We start from the raw sequence: 22,952 nt of genomic DNA, 5'->3' as shown, positions 1-22,952 counted from the left end.
GGTCGGCCTTCGGGTCGGCCACTCTTTGCAATGGGGATGGATACCATGCCGCTGGAGGCATTTATCAACCGGGAGGTCGGCAATGAGTGAAGGGGATCTGCTGGCGGTCTGGCTCACCTTGAAGCTGGCGGCCAGCACCACCGCCATCCTGCTGCTGCTGTCGCCGCCGCTCGCCTGGTGGCTGTCGCGCAGCCAGCACCGGCTGCGGCCGCTGGTGGAGGCCCTGGTGGCGCTGCCCCTGGTGCTGCCGCCAACCGTGCTTGGCTTCTATCTGCTGCTCGCCTTCTCGCCGGAGTACGGCCTCGGCGCCTGGTGGCGGGAGACCTTCGGGACCCCGCTCGCCTTCAGCTTCCTCGGCCTGCTGTTTGCCTCCATCCTCTATTCGCTCCCCTTCGTGGTGCAGCCGCTCACCTCCGCCTTCGTCAACATGGGCAACAAGGAGCTGGAGGCCGCCGCCACCCTGGGGCTGGGGCCCCTTGAGCGCTTCTTTCAGATCATCTTGCCGATGACGCTGCCGAGCTTCGTGATGGCGGCAGCGCTGGGCTTTGCCCACACCCTGGGGGAGTTTGGCGTGGTGCTGATGATAGGGGGCAACATCCCCGGCGAGACCCAGGTGCTCTCCATCGCCCTGTTTGATCACGTGGAAGCCATGGATTATCGGCACGCCCACTACCTGGCGGGCGGCCTGATGGGTTTCTCCCTGGTGATGCTGGTGCTGGTCTATGGCGTCTTGCAGCGCCGGCAGCGGAGGTTGTTCGGATGAGCCTGCACCTCAAGGCCAGCCGTGCGTTCGGCGCCTTCACCCTGGCGTGCGATCTGGCGCTGCCCCTTGGCGGCATTCTCGGCCTCTTTGGCCCCTCCGGCTGTGGCAAGAGCACCTTGCTGCGCATCATCGCCGGGCTGGACCGTGCCCCCTCGGATGTCCTGTGCTGGCAGGGACGGGAGCTGGCGGCCCTGCTGCCGGAGGCGCGCCGCATCGGGCTGGTGTTCCAGGACTCCCGGCTCTTTCCCCATATGACGGTGCTCGGCAACCTGCAGCTGGCGGCGGGCAAGGGGCGAGGGCGCTGGCAGCCCGAGGCGCTGGCGGAGCGGCTCGGTTTTGCGGATCTGCTGGGGCAGCCCGCCCACGGCCTCTCCGGCGGCCAGCGCCAGCGGGTGGCCCTGGGGCGGGCCCTGCTGGCAGAGCCGGATCTGCTGCTGCTCGATGAGCCCTTCTCGGCGCTGGACAGCCGCAGCCGCATCCATCAGGCCCATGTGCTCAAGGGGTTGCAGCGCGAAAGCGGCATCCCCATGATCTTCGTGAGCCACGCCATGGAGGAGGTGAGCCTGCTCTGCGATCAGCTGGTGCTGCTGGCTGATGGCAGGCTGGAGGCGCAGGGCAGGCCGAGCGAGATCTTCGCCCGCACCGACCTCTCCCTCGCCAGTCGCGACGATGCTGGTGTCATGCTGACGGCAACCCTGGCCCACTACGACGACGCCGAGCAGATGGCGACCCTGCAACTCGGGGATCAGAGCCTGATGGTCACCATGGAGCATGCCCCCGACGAGACAGGGGAGTTGCAGATCAAGGTGGCGGGGCGGGATCTGGTGATCGCCACCGCCCCCATAGCGCACTCCAGCCTCTCCAACTGCCTCGAGACCCGACTGCTGGAGGCGCGGGAGCTGAGGCCGGGGCAAACCCTGTTGCAGTTGGCGCTGGGGCAGCAGATACTGCTGGCCCGGATCACCAGCCGCTCCGCTAAGCGGCTGGCGCTGGTGCCGGGGCAGCGCCTCTACGCCTACATCAAGGCGGTGAGCCTGGTGGGAGAGGGCTGAGGGGCGTGTCGCCACAGCATGGGCAGCAAGGCCGTCGATGGCCGCTATCGAGTCGAGAGGGAGAGCACGGGTGCGTCGCAACCAGGTAATGAAATCCCATGGATTGGCCCTGCGCAGCGCGGGGGAGGGCCCCTTGCTGCTCCTGCTGCACGGCCTTGGCTCCTCCAGCCTCGACTGGCAGGCCCAGATCGAGCACTTCTCCCAGCACTACCGGGTGGTGGCGCTGGATCTGCGCGGCCACGGCCAGAGCATGCAGGAGGGGCCCTTCGATGTGCCCACCCTGGCGGCGGACGTGGCCCGCTGGCTCGAGGAGCAGCCGGAACCCGCCTGGGTGGTGGGGCTCTCTCTCGGGGCCATGGTGGCGCTGGAGCTGGCGCTGCGACTGCCCCACAAGGTGCGGGGGCTGGTGCTGGTCAACGGTTTCAGCGAGTTTCTGCTGGAGACGCCAAGGGAGCAGGAGCGCCATGCCATGCGCCTCAAGTGGCTGCGCTGGTTTGGCATGCGGCCGCTCGCCTGGTGGCTGGGGCGCGAACTCTTCCCCGGTCCCGAGCTTGCCCAGGTGCGCCACACCTTCCGGCTGCGCTTCGTGCGCAGCAACAAGAAAAAGACCTACAAGGCACTGCTGGAGGCGCTGCCCGGCTGGTCGGTGCGCGCCCGGCTCGGCAGCCTCTGGCAGCCGGTGGCCATCATCTCCACCAGTCACGACTACCTGCCGCTCGCCAAACGGGTGGAGCAGTTCGCCTCCCTGCCCAACGCCAGCATCCATACCCCAGAGGGCCATCACGCCTGGCCCGCGGAAGATCCCGCCGGGTTCAATCATTTGCTTCACCGGATTTTAGAAACCCATTAGACTTGTCGCCCTTTAGCCTTAATTCCCCGTGTATGTATTGGTCCGATCGCCTTGCCAATGGCACAAGGCAAGGCAATCGGACCCGTCTGCCCTATTGAACAGGTATTTCCTCATGTCTGAAGTAATGAAAATGGCCATCGATGATGGCTCCACCAACGTCAAGGTGAGCTGGATCGAGAACAAGGTGCTCAAGACCATCATCTCCCCCAACTCCTTTCGCAAGGATTGGAAGAGCGCCGCCTTGCGCAAGGACAAGAAGATCTACAACTACGAAATAGGCAACACCAAGTACACCTATGACGCCACCTCGGACAAGTCCCTGGCCACCACCCATGTGGAGTACCAGTACGACGATCTCAACCTGCTCTCCGTGCACCATGCCTTGCTGCAGACCGGCGTGACCCCTTGCGATGTGGCCATCACAGTGACCCTGCCCATCACCGAGTTCTACAGCCCGGACGATTGCCAGCGCAACGAAGAGAAGATAGAGAAGAAGCGGCGCAACCTGATGCGGGCCATCAGCCTCAACAAGGGTGAGCTGTTCAACATCGTCAGCGTGGAGGTGATGCCGGAGAGCCTGCCTGCGGCACTCTCCCGCCTGATTGGCTCGGGCTGCAACGAGTTCACCAAGACGCTGGTGATCGACTGCGGTGGCACCACCCTGGACATGGGGATCATCGTCGGCGAGTTTGACGACGTCTCCGATGTGTATGGCAACAACGAGATCGGCGTCTCCATGGTGACAGACGCCACTCGCAAGGCGCTGGCGGCGGCGGACAGCGATTCGAGCTATCTGGTGGCCAACGAGTTCATCAAGCGTCGCCACGACATGAGCTTCGTGCGGGACGTGGTCAACGACGAGAGCCAGATCCCCAAGATCCTCGAGAAGATGCAGAACAAGATCGACGAGCTGGGCTCCCAGGTGGCCCACGAGGCGAAGAAGTTCGCCAAGAACCCGAACCGGGTCTATCTGGTCGGCGGTGGGGCGTCGCTGATCTTTGAGGCCATCAAGGCCGCCTACCCGACCCTGGGTGAGCGGGTCGAGCTGCTGGACGATGCCCAGTCCGCCCTGGCCCGGGAGATCTGCCTCTACACCACGGAAGAGGAAGAGGTGTACCGTGAGGCGCCCGTGATGGCCGAGGTTGGCGATGAGTAGCCAACTCAAGCGCATGACCTTCTCCATCTTCATGGATCCGGGTGCGCTGGAGTCTGATCGCTACGCCGCCGGGGTCTTGCAGAGCTGGTACCAGCGGGCGCGCAAGATCCAGGACGATGTGGAGGAGTTCGACTTCTCCAAGAGTCGTTTTCACAAGGACATCTACCTCTCCGGCATGTTCATGTATGTGCTGGCCCCCAGTCTGTGCAAGGCGGTGGCCAATGCCTTCGGCCCCGAGCAGGTGAATTTCGAGACCTTGCGCCATGTCTTTGCCAGCTGTGGCTTCGCACTGGGGGAGGGGACGGCCCCTGCCGTGAGCGACACCATGATCGACGAGATAGTGGCCAGGCTGGCCCCCCGCCTTGGTCAGGACAACAGTGCCCGCATGGTGGAGGAGATAGTGCAACGCCTGGGTCAGCCCCAGGCCATGCCCTCTTCGGATCATCTGGTGGACGAGATAGTGAGCCGGCTCGGCGAGCAGCAGCCCACCGAGCTGTGGGATGAGCTGAGGCAGGGGCTGCCTGCCCCGCTCGATCACGATCTGCTGGCAGAAACCATAGCGGGCAAGCTGCCCGTGGCGGCGGCCGAGCAGGATCTGGCGCCCCTTGCCAGCAGCATCCAGCTGCTCTCTCGCCAGCTGGAGGAGCAATCCCGGCTCATTCGCGAGCAACACCTGCTGATCCAGCGACTGGCCAGCGCCCCGGCTCGTCAGGGGCCGGCTGGCGTCGAGGCTGAGCCCCTGGTGGAGGATCTCTCGAGCCAGGTCGCGAACATGAAGAAGGTCAAGGCCAAGGGGATCTTCTAGGGCGCGAGTCTAGGTCTCTGCGCCCCCATGCAAAAATGCCGAACCCCTGGGTTCGGCATTTTTGTGGGCGCGGTTTGCCGCTCAGGGCTGGGAGCAGACCGGGCAGTCCGGGCGTTTGGGGAGCTTCAGCTCGCGAAAGCTGCCACCCAGGCCGTCGATCATCAGCAGGCGGCCGCTGTGGCTTTTGCCCATGCCCGCCAAGAGCTTGATGGCCTCCAGCGCCTGCAGGCTGCCCACCAGACCGACCACGGGGGCCAGCACCCCGGCCTCGACACAGGTGAGGGACTGCTCGCCAAACAGGGCGCTCAGGCAGGCGTAGCAGGGCTCGTCCTCCTGCCAGGTGAAGCTGCAGAGCTGTCCCTCCAGCCGGATGGCTGCGCCGGACACCAGGGGCACCCTGTGTCGGCGGGCGCGCTGGTTGAGCAGATTGCGGATGGCGACGTTGTCGGTGCAGTCAAGCACCAGCTGGTGGCCGGGCAGCAGGGCATCGAGCAGCGCCTCGTCGGCGAGGAGGGCATGGGTTTCCACCTCTAGCCAGGGGTTGAGGGCCCGCAGCGTCTTGGCGGCGGAGTCCACCTTGTGCATGCCGATGCGCTCGTCGCTGTGCAGCACCTGGCGCTGCAGATTGGAGAGCTCCACCCGATCGAAATCCACCAGGGTGAGGTGGCCGACCCCGGCCACCGCCAGATATTGGCTGGCGGCGCAGCCCAGACCCCCGGCGCCTATCACCAGCACCCGGGCCTGCTTGAGCGCCTCCTGCCCCTCGAAATCGAAAGATTTAAGAATGATCTGACGGTTGTAGCGCAGCAGCTCGGCATCGCTCAGGATCTCGCTCACAGCAGCAGCCCCGAGAAGGGCTCGACGGTGACCGTCTCACCGGCGGCCACCTTGCCCCGTTCCTGCTCGAGCACTATGTAGCAGTTGGCCCGGGACAGGGAGCTGAACACCCCGGAGTCCTGGGAGCCGGTGCTGCGCACCTCGAGGCCGTGAGGCCCTTGGCTCAGGATGCCGCGCTGGAAGTCCAGGCGTCCCGGCGCCTTCTTGAGGGGCTCGGCCGCCATGGCCTGCAGCGGCAGAGGGCGCGCGAAGTGGTGGCCGGCCAGCCTGGCCAGCGCCGGTTGCACCAGCTGATCGAAGGTGACCATGGCGGAGACGGGGTTGCCCGGCAACCCGAAGAACCAGGCGTTTGGCAGGCGGCCGAAGGCAAAGGGCTTGCCCGGCTTGATGGCGAGCTTCCAGAAGCCGATTTCGCCAAGCTCCTCCAGCAACTGCTTGGTGAAGTCCGCTTCCCCCACCGAGACGCCCCCCGTGGTGATCAGGGCATCGGCCTCGCGGTCAGCTTGCTGGAAGGCGGCGCGCAGGGCGGCCGGATCGTCGGGGATGATGCCAAGATCCAGGCACTCTATGCCCATGCGGGTCAGCATGGCCTTGACCCCGTAACGGTTGGAATCATAGATGTCGCCGTGGGCGAGGGGCGTGCCCAGGGGTTTGAGCTCGTCCCCCGTGCTGAAGATGGCCACCTTGAGGGGACGGCGCACCGTCACCGTGGCGATGCCCAAGGAGGCCAGCAGCGGCAGCTCCCGGGGGCTGAGGCGCAGGCCGCTGGCCAGCACTTGCGATCCTTGCGCCAGATCCTCGCCCCGGCGGCGGATGTTCTGGCCAGGGAAGGGAGTCGTCAGAAAAGTGATCCCGTTGCCGCCTTCCTGCGTTTCTTCCTGCATCACGACCGCCTCCGTGCCCGCCGGCACAGGGGCGCCGGTCATGATGCGGATGCAGTGACCGGCCGGCCATTCCCCCTCATAGGGCTGGCCGGCGAAGGCCTTGCCCGCGACGGGGAGTGGTGCGCCGGCGGCGAGATCCGCCAGGCGCACGGCATAGCCGTCCATGGCGGCGTTGTCGAAGGGGGGCACCGACAGGGGGGAGCTTATCTCCTCGGCCAGTATCCGATCCAGCGCCTGGGGCAGCGGCAACTGCTCCGTCTCGCAGCGGCAGCCGAGTTGTTCCAGCATCCCTTGCAGGGCCTTGTCCAAGGGGAGGAGTGCACCGGTATCGAATCCCATCATCATGACCTCTCTGGTGTATAGGGGGCGGATTATCCCAAAAATCCATCCGTATGGGCAGGCGGATCGCGCAGGAAGGCGGGGGAAAGCCGATTTTTGCCGCGATGAGAGGGGAGGCAACTCCTTGAATTACCTCCTTGTGGGTGGTGTGAGAGGCGCGCTTGCATGTGGAGTGCCAGACCTGTGCCCGGCGCCCCGAACGGGAGGGGGAGAGGGTAAAACAGGGCGGTTTGGCATAAAGTCAGATGCCGGGCTTGAGTTAGTTTGAATTATGACAATAATCGCCCTGTAACATTGCGCCACGGCACCACGTCGATGGCCAGCACAGTCCCTGAGCGTGGGAGAGAAACAAGATGACGAGCTTTAGCCAGGAAGCCCTGTTGGTCAGGGCAGCGCTCGAGGCCGAGGGCCTGGAGACACCACTGGTGGCCAATGGGTTGAACGGCCAGCAGAAGAAGGAAAACATCGAAGGCCATATGCGCGCCATCATGGAGACGCTGGGGCTGGATCTGGCCGATGACAGTCTGGCCGAGACGCCGCACCGCATCGCCAAGATGTACGTGAACGAGATCTTCTCCGGCCTCGACTATGCCACCTTTCCCAAGGTGACGGTGATCGAGAACAAGATGAAGGTGGACGAGATGATCATGGTGCGGGACATCAGCCTCACCAGCACCTGTGAGCACCACTTCGTCACCATAGACGGGCTGGCCCACGTGGCCTACATCCCCCGTGGCAAGGTGATCGGGCTGTCGAAGATCAACCGCATAGTGCAGTTCTTCGCCCGCCGTCCCCAGGTGCAGGAGCGGCTCACCCAGCAGATCCTGCTGGCGTTGCAGACCCTGCTCGGCACCAGGGACGTGGCCATCAGCATCAAGGCGACCCACTTCTGCGTGAAGGCCCGTGGCGTGATGGATTCGACCTCCTATACCACCACCACCTCCCTCGGCGGTGTGTTCAAGACCCAGCCAGACACCCGTGCCGAGTTTCTCGGTGGCCTGAAAGGCTAGTCACCCGGGGGCATGTCCCACCGACATGCCCCGACTCCTTCCCCTCCCGTCTGCCGCTCCGGTTACTTTTCTGAAAAAATCCTAAAGTGATGCCCACGCGGGCCGATACAGCTCTCCGTGCCACGGGATGGCCTGTTTGGCACCCGTTTGGCCCCCTCGTTCGTGCCGATACGGATGAGGTTTGAATGACTGCTATGGATGGCAGCTAGCGTGCTCGCGCCTTTTGGGGCCGGTGCCGATGAATGCCACTTGATGACCCATATGCAGGACATGCCATGAACACCATGACGATAGGCAAGAAACTCTCCGCCGGCTTTGCCGTACTCGGCCTGATGATGGCCTTTATCGGCGGCTTTTCACTGTTTGAATTCAGCACCATGAACCGGGCCGCCATCGGATTCACCGACAGCATACTGCCCGCCGTGGTGCGCACCAGCACCCTGGGCGAGACCATCAATGCGGTGCGCCGCTACGAGCTGGATGTCTTTCTGGTGGCGGACGATCCCCAGCAGCAGGCCCATTACCGCAATGAGAGCGAGAAGAGCCTGAGGGAGGCCGGGCAGCAGATAGCGGCCCACGATGCCACCATCTGGGCGGAGGATCTGGAGGAGCGCCGTACCTTCGACATCGTCAAGGCGGACTGGGAGAAATACCTCGGTCTGCACCAGCGCATCCGGCAGATGCAGGATGCCGGTCAGATGACCGAGGCCCAGCACCTCTTCATGGGGGAGGGGATCACCCTCTACACCAACCTGGCCAAGTCGGTTGGCGACCTGGTGCGCATCAACCATGGCTATGCCGATGCCTCCCGCAAGGTAGTGGTGGGAGCGTATGACTCCGCCAAGCTGAGCGTCACCCTGGCCCTGCTGATCGGTCTGGTGCTGGTGGTCTGCCTCTCCGTGGTGCTGACCCGCCAGATCCGCGACCCGCTCATCATGCTGGCCCGCCAGGCCCAGCGCATCGCGGGCGGCGATCTCGGCAAGGGGGAGCTGCAGGAGTGGATCCGCGGCAGTCGCTTCAACCGCGACGAGCTGGGTCAGCTCGGCTCGGCCATCGACCGCATGCAGGGGGCGCTGGCGGATCTGGTGAGCGAGATAGCCGGCTCGGTGAGCCAGCTCAGCAGCGCGGTGGAGGAGGTGAGCGCCATCTCCGAGCAGTCCGCCAGGGGCATGGCCAGCCAGCAGAGCGAGGTGTCCCAGGTGGCCACCGCCATGAACGAGATGCAGTCCACCGTCAATGAGGTGGCCCGCAACACCACGGATGCCATGAGCGCGGCCAAGGATGCCTCCCGCACCTCGACCCAGGGCAACCAGGTGGTGCGCAGCGCCATCGGCAGCATAGAGCAGGTCTCCCGGCAGATTGAGCAGGCGGGCACTGTGGTGTCGCAGCTGGAAGCGGACAGTGCCAGCATCAGCATGGTGCTGGATGTCATTCGCGGCATCGCCGAGCAGACCAACCTGCTGGCACTCAACGCCGCCATAGAGGCGGCCCGGGCCGGCGAGCAGGGGCGTGGTTTTGCGGTCGTCGCGGACGAAGTGCGCTCCCTGGCCCAGCGTACCCAGGCCTCCACCGCCGAGATCAGCAAGATGATAGAGCTGTTGCAGGAGCGCACTGCCGAAGCGGGCAACGCCATGCAGCTGAGCCGCCAGCAGATGCAGGAGAGCGTCGGGCTGGCACGGGAAGCGGGGGAGAGCATCGACAGCATCAACGGCGCCGTCACCCAGATAAGCGACATGAACACCCTGATCGCCACTGCCACCGAAGAGCAGAACGCGGTGACCGAGGAGCTCAACCGCAGCATAGTGAACATCCACAATGCCGCCGACGAGAACGCCCAGGGGGCCCAGCAGACCGCCCAGGCCTGTGTCGAGCTGAGCAAGCTGGCCAACAACCTGCACCATATGACCCAGCGCTTCACCCTCTAAATCTTGCTGCCACCCGGCAGAGAGCAGAAGGCCCCGTCCATTGGCGGGGCCTTGTTGTTTCTGGCAGGTTTGTTGATCGTAGGGTCGATTAGCGCAGCGTAATCGGCCGGCGCCAGACTGTTTATCCGATCATTTAGCTCAACCCGACTATCTCGCCGTCGTCGTCGATGTCGATATGGCGATAGGCTGGCAGGCTGCCAAGGCCAGGCATGGTCATGATGGGGCCCGCCAGGGCATAGACGAAACCGGCGCCGGCGCACAGGCGCACCTCCTCGATGGGCACCTCGAAATCCGTCGGTACTCCCTTGAGGGCCGGATCATGGCTGATGGAGAGCGGCGTCTTGGCCACGCAGATGGGCAGCGGATCCCAGCCCTCGGCCGAGAGCCGGGCCAGCTGCTGGCGCGCCTTGTCCGAGAGCCGCACCCCGCGCCCGCCGTAGCCGCACTCCACCAGGGTGGCCAGCTTGGCCGCGAGGCTCATCTCGTTTGGGTAGAGCAGTTTGACCTGGCTCGGCTGCTCGCAGGCGGCCACCACGGCCCGGGCCAGCTCGCTGGCGCCCTTGCCCCCCTCGGTGAAGGCGTGGGAGATGGCGGCGTCACAGGCGCCGGCGGCCAGCGCCTCGCGGGCCAGCAGATCCAGCTCGGCCTGGCTGTCGGTGGGGAAGCGGTTGATGGCGACCACCACGGGCACGCCATAACGGCGGGCATTGTTGATATGCCAGGCGAGGTTGGCGCAGCCCTCTTTCAGGGTGGGCAGGTCTTCCCCCTGGAGGCTCGCCGGCAGCGGCTGGCCCGGGCGAATGTCCAGCAGGCCGCTGTTGGCCTTGAGACCGCGCACCGTGGCCACCAGCACCACGCAGGCGGGGGTGATGCCGGACTGGCGGCTCTTGATGTTGAAAAACTTCTCCAGCCCCATGTCGGAGCCAAAACCCGCCTCGGTCACCACATAGTCGGTGAGGCCCAGGGCAATGCGATCGGCGATGACGGAGGAGTTGCCGTGGGCGATGTTGGCAAAGGGCCCTGCGTGCACCAGCACAGGGGTCTGCTCCGTGGTCTGCATCAGGGTCGGCTGCAGGGCGTCTTTGAGCAGCACCGTCATGGCCCCCGCCACTTCCAGCTGCTCGGCGGTGATGGGGTTGCCGCGGTTGTCCAGCGCCAGCTGGATACGGCCGATGCGGGCGCGCAAGTCTTTCAGATCGCTGGCCAGCGCCAGAATGGCCATCAGCTCGGAGGCGGCGGTGATGACGAAGCGGTCGGCACGCTCCACCCCATCGGCGGCGCCACCCTGGCCTAGGGTGAGGTGGCGAAGCGCCCGGTCATTCATGTCCAGGGTGCGCGGCCAGAGGATGTTGGCCGGGTCAATCTCGAGGCGCGGCAAACCGGTTCTGGCGCTGAACTGGTCGCCGAGTTTCTGCTCGTGGAACAGGCGGGCATCCAGGGCCGCCGCCGCCAGGTTGTGGGCGGCGCTGAGGGCGTGAAAGTCCCCGGTGAGGTGCAGGTTCATCTCCTCCATGGGCACCACCTGGGCATGTCCGCCCCCGGCGGCGCCCCCCTTGACCCCGAACACCGGCCCCAGACTCGGCTGGCGTATGGTGGCTATGCTGGGCTGGCCTATGTGGTTGAGGCCCATGGAGAGCCCCAGGGTGGTGACCGTTTTGCCCTCGCCGAGGGGGGTCGGGGTGATGGCGCTCACCAGCACCAGCTTGCCTCTCTGCTTGGGCTGGGACTTGAGCAGGTCGAGACTGAGTTTGCCCTTGTGGTGGCCCTGGGGGCTGAGCTGGTGGGGCGGGATGGCGAGGCGTTCGGCCAGCGCCTGGATGGTGAGACGGGGGGACTGGCGGGAGATCTCGATATCGCTTAGCATCAGCACCTCGTTGGCATGTCAGGTCAAAGATGCGGCGAAGTCTAGAGGAATCAATAAGGTTATCCAATGAGTAATACTATTTTATCCGGCAGTCGTGAGCCCCATCAAAGCCCCATACTGCTGGACCTCAATGCCCTCTACCACCCTCCCAAGCAGCCGCTCACCGCCCTTGGCATCGTCAGCGCCTTGATCCCGCTGTTCGGCTACGGCTGGCAGGCGATGACCCAGGATCCCGAGACTCACTTTCGCCAGGAGCTCGGCAAGCGCATCAACAAGCGCAAGACGGACGAGGCCAACCTCGCGCTCACGCTCCAACTGGCGGCCATGCTCGATTGCCACTGCCTGCACATCACCCTGCCCTATGAGCTGGGGGAGGAACAGCTCGCCACCCTGGCGCGGCGCCTGCCGCGCTGGCGGCTGACCCAGCACAGTCTGCTGCTGGTGGCCGAGCTGCCGGTCGTCACCACCCCCTGATCACCCTCCGGCCCGGGCTCAGGTCTCCCTGTCCCAGTAGTGGGGAGCCAGGTAGCGCTCCTGCACGAACTCGATGAAGCAGCGCACCTTGGCCGAGACGAAACGGCGGTGCGGATAGAGGGCATAGAGTCCCACCTGTCCCTTCTCCCATTCCGGCAGCAGGGGCACCAAGGCGCCTGAGCGCAGCGCATCCCCGACGATGAAGGTGGGTTGCAATATGATGCCCTGGTGGTCGCAGGCGGCCCGGGTCAGGGCCACCCCGTTGTTGGCGCGAAGGGGCCCCTGGGGGCGCACGCTTTGCTGCTCCCCATCCCGCTTGAAGACCCAGTCCGGCTGGGTCAGGGTGTAGATGAGGCAGTCGTGCTGCTTGAGATCCTCCGGGGTCTCTGGGGTGCCCCTGCGGGCCAGGTATTCCGGGCTGGCGCACACCACCAGCTTCATGGTGGCGAGCGGCTTGGCCACCAGGGAGGAGTCCGGCAGGTTGCCGATCCGCAGCGCCAGATCGAATCCCTCCTCCACCAGGGCCACCCGCCGGTCGCTGTACTCTATCTCCAGCTTGAGCTCGGGAAACCGCGTCCGAAACAGCGGCAGGGCGGGGGAGAGGTGCAGGTAGCCAAAGTCCATGGGCACAGAGAGCTTGAGGGTGCCCTGGGGCTGCTGATTGTTGTGGGTGAGCTGGCTGTGGGTCTCTTCCAGCTCCGCCAGCAGGGCCAGGGAGCGCTGGTAGTAGAACTGGCCCGCCTCTGTGGGGTTGACCTGGCGGGTCGTGCGTGACAGCAGCCGGGTCGACAATGACTCCTCGAGCTGCTGCATCAGCTTGGAGGTCATGGCGACCGAGATGCCGAGCTGATGGGCGGCCTTGGTAAAGCTCTGGCACTCCACCACCTTGATGAAGGTGCGCATGGCGGCTATCTGATCCATATTCCACTCTCGGTTGATAATTATTTTAATAAATCGATGATTATCCATTCCTGCTCGGAGGTTAGCATGTCGGGTATCGATGTGAACCCCCTAATGAAGGAACGATCGGAATGAAAATGACCAAGGCCCTGCTGGCTTCCTGCCTGTTTATGGCGGCTCCCCTGATGGCGGCCGACTACGATGTCGATGCGGCTCACACCACAGTCCAGTTCAAGGTGGGCCACCTCGGCTTCTCCGAGCTGGTCGGCCGGTTCAACACCTTCAGCGGCACCTTCAGCATGGATGATGCCAATCCGACCGCCGCCAAGGCGAGCTTCGAAATCGACGCCGCCAGCGTGGACTCCAACCACGAGGCCCGCGACAAGCACCTGCGCAGCCCCGACTTCCTGGACGTCAAGCAGTACCCCAAGATGACCTTCGTCAGCTCCGGCTATGAAGGCACCAAGGACAAGGGCGTGCTCAAGGGCACCCTGACCCTGCACGGCGTCGCCAAGGACGTGGCCTTCGACATGGTCCACATCGGCGAAGGCAAGGATCCCTGGGGCGGCTACCGCAGCGGCTTCAACGCCACCACCACCATCAAGCGCAGCGACTTTGGCGTGAACTACATGCTGCCGGGCATTCCGGACGAGATGAGCATCAACCTGTTCGTCGAAGGCGTGCGCAAGTAATGGGCGCAGCACTCTTGCTACAGACCCTGGCGGCTCCTTTGGGGGCCGCTTTGCTGTCATGGCGCTGGCCACGGCTGGGCACCCTGTGGGGGGCGCTCGCGCTCTGGCTGGTGGGTTGCCTGCTGGGGGGCGCCTATGGCCTGCCGGTCAAGGCGTGGCAGTGGCTGCCGCTGGCCCTGCTGGTGCCTGCCATCGCGGCTCAGGTTGAGGACAAGCGTGCCGCCCTGGCGCTGTTTGCGGTGCTCGCTGCCCTGGTGTGGTGGCAGGGGCTGGCCTCGGTCCTCGCCATCGAGCCGCGCATCTGGCTGGCCCTGTTGCCCGCCATCGCCTGGTTCGGCTGGACGGGCTGGCGCGGTGACAGCGAGGAGGGGCTGGGCTTTGCCTTGGGCTTCATCTGGCTGGCGCTGGTCATCGGCATCGATGGCAGCCTGCTGATCGCCCAGCTGGCGGGGGCCCTGGCCGCCTTCGCCGGTTTCCGTGCCCTGCTCGGTGCCTTTGCGGGCATCAAGGTGACCCCGGCCGCCCTGGGGCTGGCGCTCGCCTTCGTGCAGATGCTGGCCTGGCAGTATGTGGAAGTCCCGCTGCTGGTGCTGCTGCCGGTCTGGTTGCTGCCGCTGCTGGAGTGGGCCCTGCGCAAGCGTCCGGGGTTGTCTCGCTGGGGTCTGCTGATCCTGGTGGGGGCAATTGGTGCTGGTTTGAGTCTGTGGTGGGTCTGGCCAGAGGCATCACTTTATTAATTTCTGCATGAAAAACAGGCTATTACCTTATAAATTGATGGGTTAGTCAAAGTCTGCATAGATAAAGATTGAGCCCCATGGCGCTTTCAGATAAAAAGGATTTTCAATTATCTGGACACACACAGAACCCGGCTATGCCGGGTTCTGTTTGCCTGCTTTCTCGCGGCACGCTAAGGAGGCCACAGTTGCGCAGTCAGGGATCTGAGCATCTGTTTTTTCGCCATTTCACCGAGCAGGGACGCCTCGGGGATCTCTGCATTCTGCTGGTGACCCACCTGCTTCCCGACCGGCCCCACTTCATCCAGGTGCTCGACCGGGTGGGGCGGGTCGGCGCCATCCTGCCCAAACCCAAGTCCGTTCACGGACCTACCCTGGCCTGGGCCCAGCAGCACTACCCAGTGCTGCCCCTCAATCGCCACTGGACCTCGGATCCCGAGGGCGTCATTGCCCAGATTGCCCCCCTGGTGGAACCCCACGAGCGGCTCATTATCCTGGACATAGGCGGCTACTTCGCAAAGACCCAGGCGGTGCTCTTCGAGCACTTCGGCGAGCGCTTTCTCGGGGTGGTGGAGATGACGGAGAACGGCCATCAGCGCTATGAACAGGAGGCGCTGGCCGCCCCCGTCATCTCGGTGGCGCGCAGCCCCCTCAAGCAGGCGGAAGACATCCAGATCGGCCTGAGCGTGGTCTACTCCGCCGAGTCCCTGGCGCGGACCCTGAGGCGTACCTTCAACGTCTGCCAGGCCGCCCTGTTTGGCTATGGCAAGGTGGGGCGCAGCATCGCCCGCGAGCTGCGCTGCCGCAACCTGCATCTGGAGCTGGTGGAGACGGATGCCCTGCGCCAGGTGGAGGCGCTCTCCCACGGCTTCAAGCTGGTGAACAAGGCCGAAGCCCTCGGCCGCGCCGAGCTGGTGATCTGCTGCACCGGCAACGGGGCCCTGGATATCGCCGACTTGCAGGCGCTGCGCCCCGGTGCCATGGTGGCCTCTGTCACCTCAGCGGACGACGAGTTCGCCTTCTGCCTCTCCCAGCTGCCCTGGCCGAGCGAGGAGGTGTGCCCCCATGTGCTGGCGCTCACGCGCCCGGATGGCAGCACCATCTTCCTGCTCAATCGCGGCGAGGCGGTGAACTTCGTCCACGGCGCCGTCATCGGCGAGTACGTCTATCTGGTGCTGGCGGAGATCATCGAAGGGGTGCACCAGCTGGCCGGGCAGAGGCCGGCCGCCGCCCTGCTCGAGCTGCCCCAGGCCACCATGCAGCGCATAGCCCGCCACTGGTTAACCGATTTTCATGGAGTCATCGCATGACAGAAATACAGACCTCGGTCAGCAAGCCGCGCATCGAGATCCGCTACTGCACCCTCTGCCGCTGGATGCTGCGCGCCGCCTGGCTGGCCCAGGAGCTGCTCTCCACCTTCGACAGCGAGCTCGGGGAGGTGGCGCTGGTGCCCGCCAGCAAGGGGGAGTTTCGCATCCTGGTCAACGGAATCCTGGTGTGGGACAGGGTGGCCGACGAGGGTTTCCCCGAGGCGAAAGAGATCAAGCAGCGGGTGCGGGACGTCATCGCCCCGGAGCGCGATCTCGGCCATGCCGATCGCAAACCCGCAGCCGAATAAGGCAACCACACAGCGCAAAAGGGAGGCGACAGCCTCCCTTTTTGTTTGCCATCGCGGCTAACCTGCGGCCTCTGCCCGGGCGGGTTGGCCGATATAGCGGTCCCGCTTGTGGGGCTTGATGCGGCTCACGTCCACCCACACCAGGCCGTCGATGCAGTGGTTGAAGTCGGGGTCTATGCCAAAGTCCATGAACTGCACGCCCCCCGGCTCGCACAGCTCGGAGTATTGCTTGTAGAGGGTGGGGATGGCGCAGCCCAGGTGGTCGAGGCGGGCCTTGAGCGCCTTGAGATCGCTGCCGTAATCGCGCCCCTCGAACAGGGGCGCCGTCTCGGGATAGGGGCGGCGCGAGGGGGCCAGGGCCAGCTCGGGGGCGAAGTGCTGGCGGTAGAAGGCCACCAGCAGATCCTTGGCCGCCGGCGGCAGGCTGCCGGAGAGGGTCACGGGTCCGAACAGATACCGATACTGGGGGTAGCGGGCCAGGTAGGCCCCTATGCCGAACCAGAGATAATCGAGCCCCCGCTTGCCCCAGTAGGCGGGCTGGATGAAGCTGCGGCCAAGCTCGATGGCAAGTTCCAGCCGGGGCAGCAGCCTCTCTTCAAACCCGAACAGGGTGTGGCTGTAGAGGCCGCTCACCCCCTTGCGCGCCAGCAGCTCGGCCACGGGGGCGAAGCGGTAGGCGCCGATGATGTCGAGGCGGGCCGGATCCCAGAGGAGGAGGTGGTGGTAGTCATCGTCGAAGGCATCGAGATCCCGCCGCCTGCCCGAGCCTTCCCCCACGGCGCGAAACGCGATCTCCCTAAGCCGCCCCAGCTCGCGCAGGATCACAGAGTGGCCCTGCTCGTGGCGACGATAGAGCAGGATGCGCTGGCCATCCGGGGTCTGCCCGAGCAGCTCGCAGCCGTCCATGGCCTGCTTGAGCTGGCGGCGATCCTCCGGCAGGGCGATAGGGGCCTCGGTCGCCAGGGGGCCCTTCTTCCCCTTGCCGAGGCGATAGAGATGGCGGCGCACCAGGGCGGCTGCGGTCTTGGGGGCGAGCTCCCCGAGACTCTGGGGCGGGATGCGCTCTCCCAGGGTGAGGGAGATGCGTCGCCCCTGCTGGCGAAATAGCTGGCGCACCAGCAGCAGGGCGGAGGCGGGCTTGTGGAGCCAGGAGGCGAGATAGAAGGGGAGGCCGTTGCGCCCGTCCAGATGGATGGGCACCAGCGGCGTGCGGGTGCGCCTGGCCAGCTTGATGAAGCCTCCCTGCCAGGGACCGTCCTTCACCCCCTTGGGGCCGAGGCGCGACACCTCGCCGGCGGGGAAGATGATGAGGGCTCCCTCCTGGGCCAGGTGCTCCCCCATGGCCAGGATGGCGCGTCTGTCGGTCTTGCCCCCCAGGTTGTCCACCGGCAGCAGCAGGGGACGCAGGGGGGCAATCTGTGCCAGCAGCCGGTTGGCCACTATCTTGACGTCGGGGCGGATGCGGCCGAGCAGGCGCAGCAGGGCCAGCCCGTCCAGGGATCCTATGGGGTGGTTCGCGACTATCATGACCCGGCCGCTGGCGGGGATGTTCTCGAGCTCGGCCTCGCTCACCCTGTAGTCAAAATCGAGGGCGCCGAGGGCCTGCTCGACGAAGTCGAGGCCGCGCAGGTGAGGGTGGCGCTCGGCAAACTCGGCGAAGGCCTCCTCGTTGAGCAGCCAGCTCAGCCCCTGCCGGAGCAGGGGACGGATCAAGGGTTGGGTGGCGAGGCGGGGCAGATGCTGCCCCAGCAGGGTATCGACGTTGAACATGGGCAAGGCTCCGCAGAACGTTGCCTCAGGGTGCCGCCCCCCGGTTTCCCCTTTGTGGCAGCGCCGTGACGGTTTGATGACTTGGGGCAGAGGACCCCGCTCATACCACCGTTATTGCTCCCACCCGGCTCCCTCAGGAGCGCGTCAATGCTCCCGCCAGGCCGAGGTGAGCCGCACCAGGGCCACCAGGGTGGCGACCGCCTTCTCCATGGATTGCAGCGGGATGAACTCGTGCTTGCCGTGGAAGTTGTGGCCACCCGTGAAGAGGTTGGGGCAGGGCAGACCCATGAAGGAGAGGCGGGCGCCGTCGGTGCCGCCGCGAATGGGCTTGATCCTGGGGACCACGTCGGCGGCCTCCATGGCGGCCCTGGCCAGCTCGACGATGTGCATGTGCGGCGCTATCTGGCTGCGCATGTTGCGGTAGTTGTCCTCTATCTCAAGGGTGATGCGCGCCTTGGGGTTGTCCAACTGCAGGGAGGCGACCCGCTCCTTGAGCTGGGCCTTGCGGGCGGCGAAGCAGTCGTCGTCGAAGTCGCGGATGAGGTAGTGCAGGGTGCTCTCCTCCACCGTGCCCTCCATCCGGGCCAGGTGGAAGAAGCCTTCGTACCCTGCCGTGCACTCCGGGGTCTGCTCGGGGGGCATCTCGGCGTGGAAGCGGGCGGCCAGGGTCTGGCTGTTGATCATGCTGCCCTTGGCGGTGCCGGGGTGCACGTTGTTGCCGATGAAGCGCACTGTGGCGCTGGCGGCGTTGAAGTTTTCATACTCCAGCTCGCCGAGTTCACCGCCATCCACGGTATAGGCCCACTTGGCCGGGAATCTCTCCAGGGGGAACAGATCGGCGCCGCGGCCTATCTCCTCGTCCGGGGTGAAACCTATCCAGAGATCTCCGCGGGGGATCTCGGGGTGGGCCAGCAGGTACTGGGCGGCGGTTAGGATCTCGGCGATACCCGCCTTGTCGTCGGCCCCCAGCAGGGTGGTGCCGTCCGTGGTGATGAGATCCTGCCCCAGGTAGTTTTTCAGGCAGCGGTACTGGCGAATGGCCAGCACCTCGTCCCCCTTGCCGAGACAGATGTCGCCTCCCTGATAATTCTCGATGAGCTGGGGCACCACCTGTTCTGCCTCGTAATCGGCGGTATCCATGTGGGCGATGAGCCCGATGGCGGGCGCCTGTGGCTGGTTGCCCGGCAGGCAGGCGGTGAGGTAGCCGTGCTCATCCAGGGTGACCTGGGTCAGCCCAAGCTGGGTCATCTCCTCGCAGAGGGCGCGGGCGAAGACGATCTGGCCCTCGCTGCTGGGACAGGCAGGATTGGTCGCATCGGAGCGGGTATGAAAAGTCAGGTAACGCAGAAAACGCTCAAGCAGGGTATCCATTGGCAGGCCTCAAACCACAAAAGAGGCACCATTGTGGACAAGACGGCCGGGCTGATTATTGCGTCAGCGCAGTTTTTGATGGATTTGTCGGGCCCGGATCCCGGGGGGACGCTGGGGAAGGGGGCTCAATTCGAGGGCTTGGTGAATAAAAATTCCGAATTTAAAACTCATCATGCATATGCGAAAGGGCTGAATTTCCCCCCGGCCCAGCAGTGGCAAGGGGTCGGGAAAAATGGCCGGTTCCCCTGTTATTTTCAGGGCCTATACTGAGCGGCCTCATCCCTCGCCATCCCAGAGCCAGCCTTGCTGGCAGCAAGATTTGGCCCATCGATCAAAACCCGTTTTTTAACACGATTTTTTATTGTCAGTGGCGCCGGTAAGTGTGTACACTCCGCGCCGATCCGAGGGTAACCCTGAGCAGGCAGAGGCCGCCAGACACCGACAGGATCAGACGCCTATAGGGCGAGGCACGCAGAAACGACAGACACTGCTGGGGAATGGTTTCTTTAATACCGGTTAGGCTCCGGTATCAGGGAGAACAACAGACTCTCATCACCTACTGACCGAGTGGGCCAACGGCTCATCATCTTCCCTTGTCATGGGCGGTCACTGGCGTTGAGCGGGCTGTGGTGGTTGTCGTTCATCAACACGCGTGCGTGCTGACGTCTACCCTTCTCTTCCTTGAACCTCTCTCCTTCTGTCGGGATGGCTGCCGAATGATGAACGAACGGCGTGGCTGATGCCGGTTGTCATCAAAGTACCGCGGCGCCCCATTACAGTGGCACCGCATACCGTTGAGCTTGATGTAAAGCCACCAGCCCCACATCAAGACTCGTTACTTCCCAAGATCCACCAGGCAGCCTTGGCTTGCCGCGATGTGCAACAGAGGATCTGGCTGCGACAAGGCCCAGGGTCAGGCAACAACGCCTGCCGCCGCCGGCCGTGACGCACCGGGTGCCCGCAGGCAGCCCTTGCGCGCCGCATGTTGCAATCGATGGTCTGGATGTGATTGAGGGTAACGAAGGCGGCCTTCTGGCCGCTCATTTGCGAGGCATAGCCCATGACTAACTGGTCCAGCAAGGACTCCTTGAAGGTCTACAACGTTCCCTACTGGGGTGCGGGTTTTTTCAATATCAATGACGCCGGTCATGTGACCGTCTCCCCCGACAAGTCTCGTCCCGGGGCGCATATCGTGCTGTCCGAGGCCATCGAACAGCTGCGCCAGTCCGGACTGACTACCCCGGTATTGCTGCGCTTCCCCGACATCCTCAAGAGCCGGGTCGATGCGCTGTTCAACGCCTTCGGTCAGGCCATCGAGAAGTCAGGCTATGAAGGGGACTACCTGTGCGTTTACCCGATCAAGGTAAACCAGCAGCGTCGCGTCATCGAGACCATCAGTCAGTCCTACAGCGACAAGCCGCGGCTTGGGCTGGAGGCCGGCTCCAAACCGGAGCTGCTGGCCGTGCTGTCCCATCATCATGAGCAAGGGTCCGTCATCGTCTGCAACGGTTACAAGGACCGCGAATACATCCGCCACGCCCTTCTGGGCAACCTGATGGGCCACAAGGTCTACATAGTGGTGGAAAAACCCTCCGAGCTGGAAATGGTGCTGGACGAGTCAGTTCGCCTCAACATCAAGCCCAACATCGGGGTGCGCGCCAAGCTCGCCTCCACCGGCTCCGGCATGTGGGAATCGAGCGGTGGCTCCATGTCCAAGTTCGGCCTCTCCGCCTCCCAGATCCTGGCGCTGGTGGAGCGTCTGCGCAGCCTCGGCAAGCTGGACTGCCTGCAGTTGCTGCACTTCCACCTGGGCTCCCAGATAGCGAACATCCGCGACATCCAGGGCGGCATCCGCGAGTGCGGCCGCTTCTATGCCGAGCTGCGTCGCCTCGGCGTGCCCATCGACGTGGTCGATGTGGGCGGCGGCCTGGGTGTGGACTATGAGGGCACTCGCTCCCAGAGCCACTGCTCTGCGAACTACAGCCTCTCCGAGTACGCCAACAACGTGGTGTGGGGCATAGGCGATGTGTGCCGCGAGTTCGACCTGCCGCACCCGACCATCATCAGCGAGTCCGGCCGTGCCCTGACCGCCCACCACGCCGTGCTGGTCACCAATCTGATTGGTGCCGAAGGGGTGGAAGTGAACGACATCCATGCGCCGGATGAAGACGCCCCGACCATTTTGCAGAACATGTGGAAAGGCTGGCTGGACCTGCGCAGTGAAGACCCCTCCCTGCTGGAGATCTTCCACGACTCTGTGGCGGATCTGGGGGATGTGAACGCCCAGTTCACCATGGGGCTCTTGAACCTCGAGCAGCGCGCCTGGGCCGAGATGCTGCACCAGAACACCTGCCTGGCGCTCAAGGAGCTGCTCAACCCGGTCAACCGCAACCACCGCGCCCTGGCCGACGAGCTCTCCGAGAAGCTGGCAGACAAGTGCTTCGCGAACTTCTCCCTGTTCCAGTCCCTGCCCGATGCCTGGGGCATAGGTCAGGTGTTCCCCGTGATGCCGCTCACCGGCCTCGAGCGTCCGCTCACCCGCCGCGGCATCCTGATGGACATCACCTGTGACTCCGACGGTCAGGTGGAGCACTACGTCGACGGTCTGGGGGTCGAGAGCACGCTGCCGATGCCGGAGTATGGCGAGAACGAAGAGTGCCACGTCGGCTTCTTCCTGGTGGGTGCCTACCAGGAGATCCTGGGGGATCTGCACAACCTGTTCGGTGACACCCACTGCGCGGAAGTGTGGCTGGACGAGGAAGGCAAGATGGACATCCGCAACGTGGTGCGCGGCGACACCGTCGACCAGCTGCTGCGTTACGTCAACATCGACCCGTCCGTGATCCGCGAGAACTACCAGCGTATCGTCTCCCACCCGGCACTGGACGACGCGACCCGCAAGGCCCTGCTCGACGAGCTGGAGCTGGGTCTGCAAGGCTACGCCTACCTGGAAGACGAATAAGCCAGCGGCTGGTTCGCCCCGTCGGTCAAAAGACGGGAATGAAAAACGGCGCCTTCGGGCGCCGTTTTTGTTGCGCCATTCGCACGGCGGGGAGCAGAGGGGGGCTGCTTCCTCCTGGCAGGAGACATCTGGGACTGCTCAGGCCCGGGATCCGGCCACTATCCACCTCTGCCCCTCATCTCCCTTGATCCAGGTCAAAGGGGACTCGGGCCGGTTATTTTACGGTCAGGAGTGATGTTGTCGGGATGTAACATAAGGATGTGCGTATGGAACTCAAAAAGGACCCGAGATGCTATACCGACGTCTGTATCGACGGTAAGTGGTATCACTACGATCACTGCAGCACCCACGCCTACATGCTGATGGGGGGCGCTGCGCCCAGCCTGCAACTGGCCTGTGAGCCCGGCAGCGAAGAGGAGCTGATCGCCATGCTCCAGCAGCTGACCCGCAGCTGACTGTCTGTCGGCCATCGGGCGCCTTGCCCCGATGGCCCGCTTTGCTCAGCCCGCCTTGCGGCCAATGATCTGTTTGCCCATCTCCAGCATCGCCGTCGCCGCGGCATAGCTCTCGTCTGACTTGCCTATCTCGTCCGCCACATAGAGAAAGTCTGACTTGTACTTCTCCACCGCCTCGCGGGGCGTGGCCGCGTCAATGAAATCCTCTTCCACCTCGAACCCTTGCGCCAGCAGCGCTTCCTTCTCGATGAGGAAGGTGGGGGAGGCCATGTCGACATAGGTGTATTGCTGACGACGGGAGGTGGGGACGCTGAAGAACTGGTATCTGGCCATCGGGTGTTGCTCCTCTGAACGGGTGGTCTGCTATGGGGAACACTCGACGCGCCCGATAAGAAAAGGAGCATTCGAGTCTTGCAGCAGACTACCTTGCGCCGTGAAGGAGCGCAATCGGGCAGATGATTGCCCTGATCATACGGGCGCCGCGCCTCACC

At 64.5% G+C, this 22,952-nt stretch carries 21 protein-coding genes; 14 read left to right on the top strand and 7 right to left on the bottom strand.

Features of this window, described 5'->3' with window-relative positions; genetic code table 11:
• The first annotated feature begins 82 nt into the window (after positions 1 to 82).
• The 5 genes from modB to HB860_RS12190 all read left to right on the top strand — a co-directional run bounded on the left by modB (position 83) and on the right by HB860_RS12190 (position 4,626).
• Positions 83 to 763 (top strand): molybdate ABC transporter permease subunit, encoded by a 681-nt coding sequence (modB, locus tag HB860_RS12210; protein WP_139439297.1) that lies wholly within the window; start codon positions 83 to 85, stop codon positions 761 to 763.
• On the top strand, positions 760 to 1,815 hold the full coding sequence (gene modC / locus HB860_RS12205; protein ID WP_247626826.1) for a molybdenum ABC transporter ATP-binding protein: 1,056 nt from the start codon (positions 760 to 762) through the stop codon (positions 1,813 to 1,815). The genes modB and modC overlap by 4 nt, the downstream gene beginning before the upstream one ends.
• Before the next feature lie 70 nt (positions 1,816 to 1,885).
• Positions 1,886 to 2,665 (top strand): alpha/beta fold hydrolase, encoded by a 780-nt coding sequence (locus tag HB860_RS12200; protein WP_247626825.1) that lies wholly within the window; start codon positions 1,886 to 1,888, stop codon positions 2,663 to 2,665.
• 112 nt (positions 2,666 to 2,777) lie between these two features.
• Positions 2,778 to 3,821: a plasmid segregation protein ParM domain-containing protein gene (gene parM / locus HB860_RS12195; RefSeq protein ID WP_241672828.1), complete on the top strand. Its 1,044-nt coding sequence runs from the start codon at positions 2,778 to 2,780 to the stop codon at positions 3,819 to 3,821.
• Positions 3,814 to 4,626, top strand: coding sequence for a hypothetical protein (locus HB860_RS12190; RefSeq protein ID WP_247626824.1), 813 nt, complete (start codon positions 3,814 to 3,816; stop codon positions 4,624 to 4,626). Before parM ends, HB860_RS12190 begins: the two co-directional genes overlap by 8 nt.
• Positions 4,627 to 4,707: 81 nt before the next feature.
• Here HB860_RS12190 and moeB read toward each other — a convergent pair whose 3' ends face one another.
• Entirely contained in the window at positions 4,708 to 5,463 is a 756-nt protein-coding gene (gene moeB, locus HB860_RS12185) for a molybdopterin-synthase adenylyltransferase MoeB (protein WP_247626823.1), read from the bottom strand.
• Positions 5,460 to 6,686, bottom strand: coding sequence for a molybdopterin molybdotransferase MoeA (gene moeA, locus HB860_RS12180; protein WP_282101219.1), 1,227 nt, complete (start codon positions 6,684 to 6,686; stop codon positions 5,460 to 5,462). Before moeA ends, moeB begins: the two co-directional genes overlap by 4 nt.
• 353 nt (positions 6,687 to 7,039) lie before the next feature.
• On the opposite strand from moeA, the gene folE reads away from it, so the two are divergent.
• Together folE and HB860_RS12170 are read left to right on the top strand one after the other, a co-directional pair.
• On the top strand, positions 7,040 to 7,696 hold the full coding sequence (folE, locus tag HB860_RS12175) for a GTP cyclohydrolase I FolE (protein ID WP_106887327.1): 657 nt from the start codon (positions 7,040 to 7,042) through the stop codon (positions 7,694 to 7,696).
• Between the two features lie 275 nt (positions 7,697 to 7,971).
• Positions 7,972 to 9,621, top strand: a complete 1,650-nt coding sequence (locus HB860_RS12170; RefSeq protein WP_247626821.1) for a methyl-accepting chemotaxis protein — start codon at positions 7,972 to 7,974, stop codon at positions 9,619 to 9,621.
• A gap of 133 nt (positions 9,622 to 9,754) precedes the next feature.
• Here HB860_RS12170 and HB860_RS12165 read toward each other — a convergent pair whose 3' ends face one another.
• Positions 9,755 to 11,485, bottom strand: a complete 1,731-nt coding sequence (locus HB860_RS12165) for a formate--tetrahydrofolate ligase (protein ID WP_247626820.1) — start codon at positions 11,483 to 11,485, stop codon at positions 9,755 to 9,757.
• Positions 11,486 to 11,551: 66 nt separating this feature from the next.
• Here HB860_RS12165 and HB860_RS12160 point away from each other — a divergent pair, with 66 nt between their 5' ends.
• Positions 11,552 to 11,959, top strand: coding sequence for a hypothetical protein (locus HB860_RS12160; protein ID WP_247626819.1), 408 nt, complete (start codon positions 11,552 to 11,554; stop codon positions 11,957 to 11,959).
• Between the two features lie 18 nt (positions 11,960 to 11,977).
• Here HB860_RS12160 and HB860_RS12155 read toward each other — a convergent pair whose 3' ends face one another.
• The gene (locus HB860_RS12155; RefSeq protein WP_139439304.1) at positions 11,978 to 12,880 is read right to left on the bottom strand and encodes a LysR family transcriptional regulator; all 903 of its coding nucleotides are present in this window, start codon (positions 12,878 to 12,880) and stop codon (positions 11,978 to 11,980) included.
• A gap of 110 nt (positions 12,881 to 12,990) precedes the next feature.
• On the opposite strand from HB860_RS12155, the gene HB860_RS12150 reads away from it, so the two are divergent.
• The 4 genes from HB860_RS12150 (at position 12,991) to HB860_RS12135 (ending at position 15,903) form a co-directional block, all read left to right on the top strand.
• Positions 12,991 to 13,551 carry a YceI family protein gene (locus tag HB860_RS12150; protein WP_202046282.1) on the top strand — a complete coding sequence of 187 codons (561 nt, stop codon included), beginning with the start codon at positions 12,991 to 12,993 and terminating at the stop codon, positions 13,549 to 13,551.
• Positions 13,551 to 14,288 (top strand): hypothetical protein, encoded by a 738-nt coding sequence (locus HB860_RS12145; protein WP_247626818.1) that lies wholly within the window; start codon positions 13,551 to 13,553, stop codon positions 14,286 to 14,288. Before HB860_RS12150 ends, HB860_RS12145 begins: the two co-directional genes overlap by 1 nt.
• Positions 14,289 to 14,473: 185 nt before the next feature.
• On the top strand, positions 14,474 to 15,595 hold the full coding sequence (locus tag HB860_RS12140; protein WP_202046280.1) for an adenosylhomocysteinase: 1,122 nt from the start codon (positions 14,474 to 14,476) through the stop codon (positions 15,593 to 15,595).
• Positions 15,592 to 15,903, top strand: a complete 312-nt coding sequence (locus tag HB860_RS12135) for a SelT/SelW/SelH family protein (RefSeq protein WP_247626817.1) — start codon at positions 15,592 to 15,594, stop codon at positions 15,901 to 15,903. Before HB860_RS12140 ends, HB860_RS12135 begins: the two co-directional genes overlap by 4 nt.
• 57 nt (positions 15,904 to 15,960) lie before the next feature.
• On the opposite strand, the gene HB860_RS12130 is transcribed toward HB860_RS12135, so the two are convergent.
• Both HB860_RS12130 and pepT read right to left on the bottom strand, forming a co-directional pair.
• The gene (locus HB860_RS12130; protein WP_247626816.1) at positions 15,961 to 17,673 is read right to left on the bottom strand and encodes a lysophospholipid acyltransferase family protein; all 1,713 of its coding nucleotides are present in this window, start codon (positions 17,671 to 17,673) and stop codon (positions 15,961 to 15,963) included.
• A gap of 144 nt (positions 17,674 to 17,817) precedes the next feature.
• Complete coding sequence (gene pepT, locus HB860_RS12125) at positions 17,818 to 19,044, bottom strand: peptidase T (protein WP_247626815.1); 1,227 nt, start codon at positions 19,042 to 19,044, stop codon at positions 17,818 to 17,820.
• A gap of 1,060 nt (positions 19,045 to 20,104) precedes the next feature.
• Between pepT and speA the strand changes: the two genes are divergently transcribed.
• Complete coding sequence (speA, locus tag HB860_RS12120; RefSeq protein WP_111912556.1) at positions 20,105 to 22,006, top strand: biosynthetic arginine decarboxylase; 1,902 nt, start codon at positions 20,105 to 20,107, stop codon at positions 22,004 to 22,006.
• Between the two features lie 266 nt (positions 22,007 to 22,272).
• The gene (locus HB860_RS12115; protein WP_247626814.1) at positions 22,273 to 22,461 is read left to right on the top strand and encodes a hypothetical protein; all 189 of its coding nucleotides are present in this window, start codon (positions 22,273 to 22,275) and stop codon (positions 22,459 to 22,461) included.
• Between the two features lie 45 nt (positions 22,462 to 22,506).
• On the opposite strand, the gene HB860_RS12110 is transcribed toward HB860_RS12115, so the two are convergent.
• Positions 22,507 to 22,794: a hypothetical protein gene (locus tag HB860_RS12110; protein ID WP_247626813.1), complete on the bottom strand. Its 288-nt coding sequence runs from the start codon at positions 22,792 to 22,794 to the stop codon at positions 22,507 to 22,509.
• Between the last annotated feature and the right edge of the window lie 158 nt (positions 22,795 to 22,952).

The organism is Aeromonas genomosp. paramedia (genome assembly GCF_023093515.1).
Classification (GTDB): Bacteria; Pseudomonadota; Gammaproteobacteria; order Enterobacterales; family Aeromonadaceae; genus Aeromonas.
This window is presented reverse-complemented; position numbering and strand designations above follow the sequence as displayed.